A 12,639-nucleotide genomic window follows, 5' to 3' on the forward strand; every position below is an offset into this window, starting at 1 on the left:
CCGCTAAAATAGTTTGAAATTTTTATAATTATTTTTTGAAAATCATCTGGCAGTTTCCTGTTTATATAAAAAAAGCGTCAGAACCGGCATAACCTTTTACCGAAACTGACGTTTTATCTGCGACAGATTACTGTCCGCTTAAATCTGTATCTGTTTTCTGATCGATATCATGAAGTTCTTTCTTCGTTGTTTCGCAGATTATAACTTCATCCGGATATTTTTTCATAATCTGCCTGCCACCTATGTCCCCTTCTAATTTCAGAAGCTCCTGAAAATATTTCTGATCCCACAGCACCGGATTTCCCGGTCTTCCATGCGTGCCTGCGCAGATGATCTTTCCCGGATACTGTACAGATACACCCATCAGTCTTCGCAGTGTTTCTGCTGTCAGATACGGCTGATCCCCTACCACGAATAGAATTTTCTTCACATCCGGCTTCTGCTCCAGACACTTCTTCAATCCACACTGCAGAGAGTAAGCGATTCCCCACTCCGGATGATTATTTTCCGCAACGGCAATTCCTTGCTCTTTGGCCTCTTCCATGATCTGTGGAAATCTTGTGGAAACAATCTTTTCACACATCGGAAATTCTTTCAACACCTCAAAAATGTGCCGGAACATCGGACTTCCTCCAACCTCTGCCAGGAGCTTGTTCTCTCCATATCTGCTGGATCTTCCTGCTGCCAGCACAACGATTCCTGTCTGACTGCAAAAATATTGTTCGGCTGCTTTACATGCCTGCATTCCAAGCAGATTGGATTTGTCCGAGATCTTATATACAAGCGATATGTCTTTTCTTGGATCTACATCCCCAATCTTAAGTCCCGTCTTTACATTTATACCTGCCTGCAGCATACCGCGGACAACGCCTGCCACTCCGGCGTACACCGGTTTTCCACCTGTGTATGCAACAATCTGCCCTTTTTCCACAATGTCACCAATCTTAGCCATCGGTTCTATCTTTCCATCCCCGGATGCTTTTAAGAGGCGCTCGATACTGTATCCGCCGACAACTCCGGGTACACCGGTATTCGGAATCGGTGTGCTGTCATACAGAATCTTTCCCAATGTATCTCCACGCATAGTTTCAAGCGCCGCATAGCAGTCTTTTCCTCCGCAGAATCCCGGGCCAAGCCCGATCACGCAAGGAGCATCGCCCTTCTTCGTTCCTGTATTCCGTTTTGCAAGAATCGCATCCACTAACACATCCGGCTTATATACTTCCCGAATCTTCGCTTCCGGATCAACGATCACTGCGACTTTGCCGCTGCTGACTGCCTGCTGCATCTGACTTGCATCTTTTACAAGAACTGCTTCCATCTCTTCTACAACTGCACGTTTTTCATAGACAGTTCTGGAAAATGCCACCTGCCGCCGCACGGTAAGCGGGCATGCGATCTCTGTCATAACAACCTGATGCCCTTTTCTAAAAAAGGCGGCAGCTATACCTGTCGCCAGATCTCCCGCTCCTTTGATTAAAATTTTCATAGCTGCCTCCTCTCTTTATTTCTATTTTCAATCTTTATTTTCTGATCTATCTTTTATTTCCAGCATACCTTCTTTTGATTAGAAACTATTTTATTGCTATAGATTTTATTTACTATATAACCAGTCGGTGATATGAACTGATTTTACTACAGAGTGTGCTTGATTCTCAGAACATTCTCTTTCCCGCTCAGACATTTGCGCCTGCTCTATGATCGCTTCTGCAATCTTCCTTGCCAGTTTTTTCTGTTCCTTAGTATCTGCTTTATTCAAAATAACATGATATTCCATCTCATTGGTCACAGATTTTCTTCCGCCACGCGGACTTAATGCAAGTTTTACCAGATCCTTCCATTCAAGTATCTCATCTGTATTTTTATTAAGGATCTGCGCCACATGCTCCGGACGGCAGCAACATTCTTGAATCTGTTGCCCAATGCCATCCAGCCCATATACACTAATTACATGGGTTGTTCCCTTTAAAATGACCGGTTCGGTATCTCTCGGCGCTTTGACCGGCAGACATTTTGCTCCGTCTGCCTCTAGAAACATCCAAACATTTAAGTTTTCCACATTTATAAGAAAATCCAACGGAAAACTCCCCATTTTCTCTTTACTTATGGGGATTCCCATCCACACCGTACCTATTTTTTCAAGTACACTTTTTATCTGCTCCAGATCCGGTTCTTTCACAAAACATTCTTCCGGTCCGGTCTGCATATGTGTTGTCGTAGACACAATATGCGGTATTTTTTCTGCAAGACACTCTTCCCGGAGTCTCCGGATAACAGTTGTCTTACCTCCGGCTCCTACAACACTGACTATGCCTGTCCTTTTTTTTTCCCACATCCTGGCCATCGGATTCGATACAGCTCCAGTCTCCAACGCTTTCCAGAGACTGTCTGTCCATTTCCATCCATTTTCATCTAAACTGTATATTTCGCCAGTCATTTTCTATTCTCCGTCCAAAAGTGCCATAGCAATCTTCTCACTGGTAATTGGAAGGTCTCTGTGCCAGCATCCGGTTGCGTTGTAAATCGCATGCGCAATTGCCGGTGCCGGAGTATTGATTACAATCTCTCCAATTGATTTTACACCAAATGGTCCAGTCGGTTCATAGCTTGGTCTGAATTCCACACGTAGCGGTCCATAATCTCTTCTTGTCGGGATCTTATACTGCATGAAGGAATTATTTATCATCTGACCTTTTTCTGTATACTGGATATTCTCATAAAGAGTCATTCCGATTCCCTGTCCAAGACCGCCTTCTGCCTGAACAGTCGCAAGGTTCGGATTCACAACCGTTCCACAGTCGATGACAGACGCATAGTCCAGAACTTCCACATGACCGGTTGCTTTATCCAGCTCGATCTCGACTGCTCCTGCCATATATGGCGGTGGAGATACCGGCGAGGTGTGGCTTTCTGTAACCTGTAAAGCAAAGTCATTGAAACTCTGTACTTTAAACCCGACTTCTTCTGTCGTCACAGATCTTCCAGTCTTTATATTGCACACCTGATGACCTTCCAGTTCGACATCTTCTTCATCACATTCCATCATGAGCGCAGCCAGCTTACAGATTCTCCTCTCAAGCTCAGTACATGCCTTAACAACTGCCTGACCGGTAATATAAGTCGTACTGGATGCATAAGATCCGGAATCATATGGAGAATTGTCCGTATCCGCACCGGACACAAAAATCTCATCCGTCGATACATGCAGTACATCTGCTGCCATCTGTGAAAGAATGGTGTCACATCCGGTTCCCATATCTGCCGCTGCAATGGAAAGTTTGTAACTGCCGTCTTCATTTAACATTACAGTTGCCGATCCAACATCGACAAAGGAAATACAGGATCCCTGCATTGCCATCGCAATTCCTACAGAACGGACTTTTCCATTTCCCATGTCCCGGCATGGATATTTATCTTTCCATCCGATCATATCTGCCGCTCTCACAAGACATTCATCCAGACGGCAGGACTCCGCAGTCTCATCAAAATAAGCCGGCATTTTCATGCCCTGTTTTAATATATTCTGCATACGCAGTTCTACCGGATCACGTTTCAGAATTCCTGCCAGTTCATTGACCATGGATTCGAGTGCAAAAATTCCCTGTGTTGCTCCGTATCCGCGGTATGCACCCGCGGCAAGCTGATTCGTATAAACTACATCAAACGTATGGCGGAATGCCTCCAGATTTCCGGTATACATTGGAATGGACTTATGTCCGGTAAGCCCCGCTGTCGTTGGCCCGTGGTCACCGTAAGCTCCTGTATTCGACAGATTATAAATATCGATCACACGAATCTTCCCGTCATTGTCTGCTCCAAGTCTCACAGTGACATCCATCTCATGCCTCGGCGAGCCTGCGATTTGACTTTCCACTCTTGTGTAGATCATCTTGGATGGTTTCTTTGTCATCCACGTTACAAATGCCGGATAGACTTCCGATACTGATGTCTGTTTCGCACCAAATCCGCCGCCAATTCTTGGTTTTATAACACGTATCTTACTCTTCGGGATGCCCAGAGCATTTCCGAGAATACGACGCAGATGGAAAACAATCTGGGTTGAGCTCAGTACAACCAGTCTGCCATATGTGTCCAGATAGCAGGCTGTCCGGAATGTCTCCATCATCGTCTGGTTCACTGCCGGAACATGATAAGTGTGTTCCAGTACGATATCACAGTCTTTAAACGTACCTTCCACATCTCCCTTTTCTTCCTCCATGTGGGCACATAAATTTCGCTTATTGTCTGCGCCAACCGGATACAGGGATTTCCAGCTGTCCTCCGGATGCACCAGTGTCTCGTTGTCCTTCGCAGTATGATAATCCAGCACTGCCGGAAGGACTTTGTATTTCACTTTTAACATCTTGAGTGCACGGTCTACGCATGCCTCGTCCTCACCAGCCACGATTGCAACCGGATCTCCGACAAAACGTACATGCCGATCCAAAATGAGCCGATCATACGGACTCCACTCCGGATACGTCTGCCCCGCCTGCGCAAAACGTTCTTTCGGGACATCCTCCCATGTATAAATAGCTTCAACACCCGGAACTTTCAGTGCGACCGTTTTATTGACTTCTTCTACAATTGCATTAGCGTGCGGACTTCTCAGAACTTTGACAATGAGACATTCCTTTGGCGCAAGATCATCGGTATATACCGGCTGACCGGTCACCAGCGCCATTGCATCTTTTTTGCGTACTCTTTTTCCTACTTCCCGCATGTCGCACCTCCATTTTTCCGATATTCCATAAATGCATGGATTCCCCGGAGCTGTCCTTCATATCCGGAACAGCGGCAGAGGTTTCCTGCCAAATACTGTTTGATTTCTTCGTCTGTCGGTTCTTCTTTCTCCCGGAACAGGGCGATTGCATTCATGATCATGCCCGGATTACAGAAACCACATTGTTCTGCTCCCTGATCGGCAATAAATCTTCCAAACTCTTCTGCCTCTTTCTGAAGTCCTTCCATTGTCTCCACTTTATGTCCATCCGCTCTTGCAGCCAGAACAGCACAGGACAGTACCGGTTTCTCGTCTAAAAATACAGTACACAAGCCACAGTTCGTTGTCTCACAGCCACATTTGACACTGTAGCATCCATGCGCACGCAGAAATTTGAAAAGCGTCATATCCGGGCTGATATCATCAACCACTTTTTTTCCATTTAACATGATACTGATGAGCATCCTACTTTTCCTCCTTTTCTACGTCTTTTATCTTGTCAAAGCATCGTGTGATCAACACCTCTGCCAGATGCGAACGGAATTTCGCCGATGCACGCATATTGCTGTCTGTCTTCACCTGCGCTGCCAGTTTCTTTGCTGACTCTTCACTTAAATCTCCGGCTCCAAAAAGCTCGGCTTTCATCGGTCTTGCTCCGACTGCCACACGGATCTCTTCCCCGGTCTTTGAAGCGGAAACCGCAAGAACCGGAAAATCAGTCTTCGTATTCCGATGTGTCAGATAAGCAAAATGTCCCGGCGTCTTTGCAATACGGACATTTACAAGAATATCATTATCACGTTTCATCTGTGCAAATTCTTCCAACGGAACAATCCCGCCTTTATAAAGCTCTACAGATGTATGCAGAGACAACAATACGGTCAATACATCAGAAAAACCAAATCTTCCAAATACGCTTCCTCCGACGGTTGCTAGATTCCGGAACTGTACTCCTACGATATCCTGCACTGCATCCCGGATCGTATTTTCAAAATAATCATTCAACACACTGTGAAGTTCCAGTTCACGGAGCGTCACCATCGCTCCAATAATAAATTCTGTATCTGTCTCTTCTATCGTATCCAGTCCGAGTCCGGACAGATCGATCGCTTTTTGCACCTGCACATCACTCATCCGCATCCAGAGCATTCCGCCAAGCACCCGGTTGCTGCGCTTCTGATTCAGTTCATACGCTTCTTCCAGACTGGCTGCTTTTACATATTCTTTTATTCGCAACATCTGTAAAACCTCCTGTTTAGTGGACATACTTTCTTTTTTCACTTAATTATACACTATCTTTTTCTGTTTTTACATAGAAAATCCCCTCGTTTCTTCTGTTATCCAGTGAACAAGGGGATTGCCCATTTCATTTTTTATTTGTCTGTCTGTTTTTATGTATAGTTATTCTTCTGCATCCGGCTTTGCTTCTTCATCTTTCGGCAATGCAATATTTAAAATAATTGCAACAAGTGCTGCCGGCACAATACCGGAGCCTCCGAAAATAAGCTGGATTCCTTCCGGTAATCCGGATAAAACAGCGCTGTTCGCGCCAATACCATATCCAAGTCCAAGCGCTACGGATACGATTGTAATATTTCTCATCGTCATCTTTTCTTTTGTGATCAACTGTATACCACTGATTACAATAGAAGAGAACATCATAACCGCTGCTCCACCAAGAACGCTCTGTGGCATAATAGAAATCAGTGCAGCTAGTTTCGGGAACAATCCGCACAGGATCAGGAAAATCGCTCCTGTAGCGAGTGCGAAACGGTTCACGATCTTCGTCATCGTTACAAGTCCTACATTCTGGCTGAACGATGTATTCGGCAGTACACCGAATAATGCAGCAAGTGTAGATCCGATTCCGTCACAGACAACGCCACCGGAAAGTTCAGAATCTGTTGCCTCTCTGTCCATACCACCTTCGATTACACCGGAGATATCTCCTACTGTCTCTACAGCAGTTACAATAAACATGATCATAACAGGGACAATCGCTCTTGCGTCAAATACAATTTTTATCGGCATAATTTTCGGAACTGCAAACCAGCTTGCCTGTGCAACTTTATCCCAGTTTAATACCCATGCTTTTGTATACTCCACACCATCCGCATCGATACCTGTCGTCGGAAGTACCACTCCCATAATTGCTGCAATGATATAACCCACAATAATACCTATTAAAATAGAAGATGCACTGGTCATTCCTTTTGTACCATGTTTTAAAACAATAATCACAATCAGTACAATCAGACCAAGGAGCAGATTTTCTACAGAGCCAAAATCTTTTGCTGAATTTCCACCGCCAAACGAATTCACACCAACACCTATAAGCGAAAGTCCAATAGACAATACAACTGTACCGGTTACAACTGCCGGGAAAAACTTACGAAGCGGTTTTAATAAAAATCCAAGCACACTCTCAAAAAGTCCGCCGATCACAGAAGCCCCCATAATGGCACCATATCCTAAGACACCTCCGCCCATCACACTGGCAACACTGCTGCAGACTCCGATAAATCCGGAACTGGTTCCCATGATGATCGGAACTTTTCCACCAATCGGTCCAATCGCATAAAGCTGAATCAACGTTACAACACCCGCGATCAACATCGCATTCTGTAAAAGCGCAATCTGAACGTCTGCAAATTCTGTTCCGGAGGCAATTCCACAGGCTCCTGTAATAATAAGAACCGGTGTCAAGTTACCTACAAACATTGCAAATACATGCTGCAGACCAAGGAGAATCGCTTTGCCCAGCGGAAGCTTCCCATAGAAGTCGTACTCCGCTCCTTTGTTTTCTACTTCTTTCATTTCTTTAGTCTCCTTTTTACTATATAACAGGCAGCCGACCACGACTGCCTTTTTTTGACAACTTATTATAGCGCAATTTTTTTATCCTGTACAGATTTACATATTATTTTTCATCTGGAACAATATATATTTTTTTTATATATGCTATTGACATCCCATTTCTGTCGCTTTATGATATATATATAATTTATATATATAATTTATATATATGATATCAGGTTACAAAAGTCTTACAGTCATATGTGCCTGCACATAAGTAGCTGGAAGACTTTTGTAGCCGTCCCAATATTACAAGGAGGTATTGCGATGTATTACTTTCCAGTATCCGCTCTGCTGATCGAATATCTGATCCTTACAATCGTAGATTCCAGGGATTCTTACGGATACGAGATCAGCCAGACGATCAAACTGGTCGCTGATATTAAGGAATCAACCTTATATCCAATCCTGAAACGCATGGAAAAAGCCGGCTACGTCACAACTTATTCACAGGAATTTCAGGGAAGAAAGAGAAAATATTACTCCATCACTCCTTCCGGCAAAGAACAGATGCATTATCTGCATACAGAATGGAACGCTTACCGGGACACCATTGATGGAATCATAGAAGGGAGAATCAGACATTGAGTATCACTACAAAGAAAGAATATCTAGATCAATTACATAAGTATCTGAAGAAACTTCCGCGCGAAGATTATGAAGATGCCATGGAATACTTTACCGAATATTTTGAAGAGACAGACGAGGAAGGCGCACAAAAATTAATAGAAGAACTCGGCACTCCAAAGCAGGCAGCAAGAGATCTGATCGGCAATCTCTTAGACAAGAAAACAAATGCTTATCGCACTTCTGCGCCCTCACCTAATGCATATAACACAACATCAGAGTTACCAAAGAAACGAAAAAATTCACATATTATATGGATTGCATGTCTTGCACTCCTTGCAGCACCGATCGGAGGGCCATTTCTTGTGGCAGCCGCAATTGTTGTTTTCTACATCTTTTTCTGCCTTGCACTTCTGCTTTTATGCGGATTACTGTTTGTTTTCTGCGGAGCTATCGCAGGTGTTGTACTTGCTGTCCGGGGGATTCTTGCAATTCCATTTTCCGGTGCTGGATTTGCCGTCGTTACCGGAAGCGGGCTACTTATACTGGGTGTCAGCATCCTGTCCGCCTTATTTATCTTCTGGCTGTGCCGTTTAAGTGGCAGACTTTTTGTTAAACTTGCGAGATATCTGACCAATAGAAATAATCACCGACAGATTTCTCCAAATACTATTGGAACTACAGGAAAGGAGATGCGATAAATTATGAAAAACTGGAAAAAATTTACACTCATCACTGGCACAGTCTGCACTATACTTGGATTTTTTCTTCTAATCTTCGGTCTATTTGCAGGTGGTATCCAATATCTGACATCCACTGATCTTGGCAGTTTTAATAATTCCGATAAAAGTGCAGCAAAAGTTCAAAAATTAGTTACAGAAGAACTTTCTCCATATAAAAACTTGGATGTATCTCTGGATTCCTTGAATCTGCAAGTGCGCTATTCAAAAGATAATACCTATGCTCTTTCATATAAAAATACTAAGACTTCTAAAACGAAAAGCACCACTCCAATTACCTGGTCACAGTCCGGAAACACTTTAAAAATCCGTGAGCGTAATTTGAAAAAGCATACCTGGTTTCATATTGACCTTAACTTTCTGATCCGCCTTTTCGGAAACGATGATGAAAAAGAAGCGGTGTCCGATGAAGATATGGTAACTTTATATATTCCGAAGAATGCTGCTTTTGACCAGATTACACTGGAAAACAATGATGGTAATCTGCTCCTTAACAATCTTAGAACCAGCCAAGGTATTATCCATGTCGATGATGGCGATATTATTTTCAAGAACTGTGCACTACGCAATACACTACTAACTTCTAATGACGGAGATGTTCTTAGTACCGCTACTTCCTATTCCGGAAATACGGCAATCACATGCAAAGATGGAGATGTACTTTTCTATCGTGCAGCAGATGTATTGAAGCCACTTTCCCTGAAACTTGAAACGAACGACGGTGAAATCATTGTTCCTTCTTCATTTTCCGGAAAAGTAAAGGAAAAAGATGATAAAAGCATCTACCAGCAGAATGGCAGGGATGGATACGGAACTTTATCCATTCAATCAGAAGACGGAGATATTGTCTTGCACTCATAACGCATCAAATACAATACCAGCTTATAGCTATTTGGAGATAAGCGAAGGAGCTGCACAAGCAACTCCTTCGCACATTTAGTAATGTTTTTCTCAATCCATAATGTTTCTTAATATTTTTCTGGAATTTCCCTGTTTTCCTATATACAGATGTTTGGGGTAAATATTTTTGTTTTTATAGACACTTAAAACGATCCCAAGCATGGCATAGCACACAACGATATAATTACCTCCCGCTGACAGAAATGGCAGGAATGTCATAACCGTCGGGAATGTACCGGTATTGATCAGAACATTTATGAGAAAATTTGTGAGAAGGACCATGCCACATCCGCATCCCATCAACATTCCCAACTGGTTTTTCTGTTTTACCGCTGCTCTAAAAACTGCAAGGATCAGTATTGCAAGTATTGCACATATACAAATTCCAGCGAGAATTCCATATGTTGCCGACAAATACGTCAGGAGATAATCCGCATTATAATCCGGAAGTTTTTGACTGATATTTACTCCATTGGCACCAATCATCTGATCCTGTTTCAACATATTATGCATCAGATTTGCAATATAATTCATCTCATTTCCACTACCAATCCATACCGTAATTCTTGCCTTATAATAAGCCGATAAATAATCTCCAAAGCACATAACTGCAAACACAACTGCCGGAGCAATGACACTGGCTCCCCAGATGCCTGCTATTGCTTTTGTCTTTGACACGTGAAACCAGTCATTTAAGACTGCCACTGTCAGCATAACCAGCATACATATTGCCAAAGTTGACGCTGTCATAAATGCCGGAGCCTGCAGCATAATAAATACCGGAAGAAGCAGCCACAAAACTGATTTTATCAATCCACCATATCCACTACCGTGATAGTGATAAATAATGCCGCCATATACCGGAACATACAATAAGATGAAGGCTTTCATAAAAATATAATGTCCGCTGATATACAATGGCCAGTATATATTTCCATTTACAATATTGATCCCGAATACACTCGCAAGAATGCAGGCTGCCATCAAAACAACGCCACTCTTCTTTGCATGTCTCGCAATCCATGTGTAATCCAGAAAATAAATGCCACACATCACTGCAATTCCGATTGCAACATGTGCGATATATCTTTTTGAGGATATAAGGTTTGCCACACCACTGTTTTTTGTAATTACAGTATGTACTATAATTCCCAAAACACTTAAAAGTCCGACAAGTATTAATAATTTCCATGCAATCTGTGGTCTGTGTATCCTGTCCAGCTCAACTCCGGTCTCCACCGGGTCCCCCATATCGCGCACAGCTTCCTGCTCTGCTTTTTCTTTGCTCATTCCGGCTTTTATATTGTCCGTGATCTGATCCTCCAGATGTGACTCCAGTTCCTTTGCAATATACGGTCTTGCCTTCTTACAGCGAATCTGCTCTAATACTTTATCCAAATATTTATCTTGCAATTTTTCCATTTCCTGTTTTTCAGCTTTTATCTTTTCGGCTTCTAACTTTTCATTTTTGGATTTTTCATTGTATATTTCTTTCCTCATCTACTACACCTCCAAAGCCAACACGTGTTCCACTGCTCTGGTATATTCTTTCCATTCTTCTGTCTTTTTCGCCAGCATCCCTCTGCCCTTTTTCGTAAGGCGGTAATATTTTCTTGTCTTTCCGCCCATCTCCTCTTCATAGACTACGACAAGTTCTTTATCCTCCAGTCCGTGTAAAAGTGGATACAATGTACCTGCTTTCAACTCAAATACATTCTCCGATTTCTGCCGTAATGTATCAATCATCTCATAACCATACATGTCTTTCTCAGATAACAATTTCAGGATCAACATCTGCATACTCCCCGAAACCAATGTTTTTTCTACTGCCATTAAAACAGCTCCCCTTTCTACCACAATATATCTATGAATAACATCCTTACAATCTGTAAGAAATTATCATTCTGTTGCTTAAGACGCCTTATAAATACTACTATTCTGTCATAATCTGCTATGAGATTAAGCTACTATAAGATAAGCTACTTCTAAGTTTAAACTTTAAGATAAAACTCTGACTTTAATCTTAATGTATTTTGTGCCTATATAGGCTAACTATATATAGTCCACCTATATAATATTGGATTATTTTAATTTTGTCAATCATTATATGTATATTCTCTATTTCTAATTCAATTTTTGTATCCCCATCCTTTGGTACCATACCAAATTTTTGAAATACAAATCCAGTAAATGTGTCACACTCTTCTGTAAATGTAACGCCTATAGCGTCTTCAATATCACTTAATCGTATACTTCCTAAAAATCCTGACAACGTGATTGCAACCTGAATTGTCGCAAGAAATCGTGCCGGTTCTTGTGTTAACCATACTAATTATCTACCCTTTTTTGCAAAATTTTAAAAATTTCAAGTATAAAGAAACCCCCAAAGCACAAGGCTTTGAGGGTTTTTTGTAAATTCTTTGTTCTGTTTTGAATTATCTCTTTGAGAACTGTGGTGCTCTACGAGCTGCTTTGAGACCGTATTTCTTACGTTCTTTCATACGTGGATCACGTGTTAAGTATCCAGCTTTCTTAAGTACCGGTCTGTAATCAGCATCAGCCTCAAGAAGTGCTCTTGCGATACCATGACGGATTGCTCCGGCCTGTCCTGTGTATCCGCCACCTTTAACATTAACGATAACGTCGAATTTTCCTTCAGTCTCTGTAGCAACCAACGGCTGACGTACAACAACCTTTAATGTTTCAAGTCCAAGATACTCGTCAATATCTCTTTTATTAATTGTAATGTTACCTGTTCCAGGTACTAAATATACTCTTGCGATAGATTTTTTTCTTCTTCCTGTTCCGTAGAATTTTGCCTTAGCCACTGTAATATCCTCCTTTCAACCTTTC

13 protein-coding genes are annotated in these 12,639 nt (G+C 42.3%); 3 read left to right on the forward strand and 10 right to left on the reverse strand.

Annotated elements, in window-relative coordinates; all coding sequences use genetic code 11:
- Positions 1-127: 127 nt before the first annotated feature.
- The 6 genes from yqeB to DW125_RS00730 all read right to left on the reverse strand — a co-directional run bounded on the left by yqeB (position 128) and on the right by DW125_RS00730 (position 7,540).
- Entirely contained in the window at positions 128-1,489 is a 1,362-nt protein-coding gene (gene yqeB, locus DW125_RS00705; protein ID WP_117536809.1) for a selenium-dependent molybdenum cofactor biosynthesis protein YqeB, read from the reverse strand.
- A 105-nt stretch (positions 1,490-1,594) separates the two neighbouring features.
- Entirely contained in the window at positions 1,595-2,437 is an 843-nt protein-coding gene (gene yqeC / locus DW125_RS00710; protein WP_117536810.1) for a selenium cofactor biosynthesis protein YqeC, read from the reverse strand.
- 3 nt (positions 2,438-2,440) lie between these two features.
- Positions 2,441-4,723, reverse strand: a complete 2,283-nt coding sequence (locus DW125_RS00715) for a xanthine dehydrogenase family protein molybdopterin-binding subunit (protein WP_117536811.1) — start codon at positions 4,721-4,723, stop codon at positions 2,441-2,443.
- Positions 4,711-5,187, reverse strand: coding sequence for a (2Fe-2S)-binding protein (locus tag DW125_RS00720; RefSeq protein ID WP_021860128.1), 477 nt, complete (start codon positions 5,185-5,187; stop codon positions 4,711-4,713). The genes DW125_RS00715 and DW125_RS00720 overlap by 13 nt, the downstream gene beginning before the upstream one ends.
- A 1-nt stretch (position 5,188) precedes the next feature.
- Entirely contained in the window at positions 5,189-5,962 is a 774-nt protein-coding gene (locus DW125_RS00725; protein ID WP_117536812.1) for an FAD binding domain-containing protein, read from the reverse strand.
- A gap of 162 nt (positions 5,963-6,124) precedes the next feature.
- On the reverse strand, positions 6,125-7,540 hold the full coding sequence (locus DW125_RS00730; RefSeq protein ID WP_117536813.1) for a uracil-xanthine permease family protein: 1,416 nt from the start codon (positions 7,538-7,540) through the stop codon (positions 6,125-6,127).
- 306 nt (positions 7,541-7,846) lie between these two features.
- On the opposite strand from DW125_RS00730, the gene DW125_RS00735 reads away from it, so the two are divergent.
- From DW125_RS00735 to DW125_RS00745, 3 genes are read left to right on the forward strand one after another with little or no spacing between them, the layout of a single operon-like run.
- Entirely contained in the window at positions 7,847-8,167 is a 321-nt protein-coding gene (locus DW125_RS00735) for a PadR family transcriptional regulator (protein WP_117536814.1), read from the forward strand.
- A complete protein-coding gene (locus DW125_RS00740; RefSeq protein ID WP_242992874.1) occupies positions 8,164-8,847 on the forward strand; it encodes a DUF1700 domain-containing protein in 684 nt (227 codons plus the stop codon). The genes DW125_RS00735 and DW125_RS00740 overlap by 4 nt, the downstream gene beginning before the upstream one ends.
- A 3-nt stretch (positions 8,848-8,850) precedes the next feature.
- Positions 8,851-9,747, forward strand: coding sequence for a DUF4097 family beta strand repeat-containing protein (locus tag DW125_RS00745; RefSeq protein ID WP_117536815.1), 897 nt, complete (start codon positions 8,851-8,853; stop codon positions 9,745-9,747).
- Between the two features lie 90 nt (positions 9,748-9,837).
- Here DW125_RS00745 and DW125_RS00750 read toward each other — a convergent pair whose 3' ends face one another.
- The 4 genes from DW125_RS00750 to rpsI all read right to left on the reverse strand — a co-directional run bounded on the left by DW125_RS00750 (position 9,838) and on the right by rpsI (position 12,614).
- Positions 9,838-11,286, reverse strand: coding sequence for an FtsW/RodA/SpoVE family cell cycle protein (locus tag DW125_RS00750; RefSeq protein ID WP_117536816.1), 1,449 nt, complete (start codon positions 11,284-11,286; stop codon positions 9,838-9,840).
- Between the two features lie 3 nt (positions 11,287-11,289).
- Complete coding sequence (locus DW125_RS00755) at positions 11,290-11,619, reverse strand: PadR family transcriptional regulator (protein ID WP_021860121.1); 330 nt, start codon at positions 11,617-11,619, stop codon at positions 11,290-11,292.
- Positions 11,620-11,809: 190 nt separating this feature from the next.
- On the reverse strand, positions 11,810-12,058 hold the full coding sequence (locus DW125_RS14435; protein ID WP_242992875.1) for a transporter associated domain-containing protein: 249 nt from the start codon (positions 12,056-12,058) through the stop codon (positions 11,810-11,812).
- 163 nt (positions 12,059-12,221) lie between these two features.
- Positions 12,222-12,614 (reverse strand): 30S ribosomal protein S9, encoded by a 393-nt coding sequence (gene rpsI / locus DW125_RS00765; protein WP_021860120.1) that lies wholly within the window; start codon positions 12,612-12,614, stop codon positions 12,222-12,224.
- Between the last annotated feature and the right edge of the window lie 25 nt (positions 12,615-12,639).

Origin of the sequence: Dorea sp. AM10-31 (assembly GCF_003435815.1) — a bacterium.
In the GTDB taxonomy this organism is placed as follows: Bacteria; Bacillota; Clostridia; order Lachnospirales; family Lachnospiraceae; genus Dorea_D; species Dorea_D hominis.

Excerpts from the sequence above, each read along its gene's own strand:
- DW125_RS00725 (WP_117536812.1), bottom strand. The coding sequence starts at position 5,962 with ATGTTGCGAATAAAAGAATATGTAAAAGCAGCCAGTCTGGAAGAAGCG.
- DW125_RS00755 (WP_021860121.1), bottom strand. The coding sequence starts at position 11,619 with ATGGCAGTAGAAAAAACATTGGTTTCGGGGAGTATGCAGATGTTGATC.
- DW125_RS00735 (WP_117536814.1), top strand. The coding sequence starts at position 7,847 with ATGTATTACTTTCCAGTATCCGCTCTGCTGATCGAATATCTGATCCTT.
- yqeB (WP_117536809.1), bottom strand. The coding sequence starts at position 1,489 with ATGAAAATTTTAATCAAAGGAGCGGGAGATCTGGCGACAGGTATAGCT.
- DW125_RS00715 (WP_117536811.1), bottom strand. The coding sequence starts at position 4,723 with ATGCGGGAAGTAGGAAAAAGAGTACGCAAAAAAGATGCAATGGCGCTG.
- DW125_RS00750 (WP_117536816.1), bottom strand. The coding sequence starts at position 11,286 with ATGAGGAAAGAAATATACAATGAAAAATCCAAAAATGAAAAGTTAGAA.
- yqeC (WP_117536810.1), bottom strand. The coding sequence starts at position 2,437 with ATGACTGGCGAAATATACAGTTTAGATGAAAATGGATGGAAATGGACA.
- DW125_RS00720 (WP_021860128.1), bottom strand. The coding sequence starts at position 5,187 with ATGCTCATCAGTATCATGTTAAATGGAAAAAAAGTGGTTGATGATATC.
- DW125_RS00745 (WP_117536815.1), top strand. The coding sequence starts at position 8,851 with ATGAAAAACTGGAAAAAATTTACACTCATCACTGGCACAGTCTGCACT.
- DW125_RS00730 (WP_117536813.1), bottom strand. The coding sequence starts at position 7,540 with ATGAAAGAAGTAGAAAACAAAGGAGCGGAGTACGACTTCTATGGGAAG.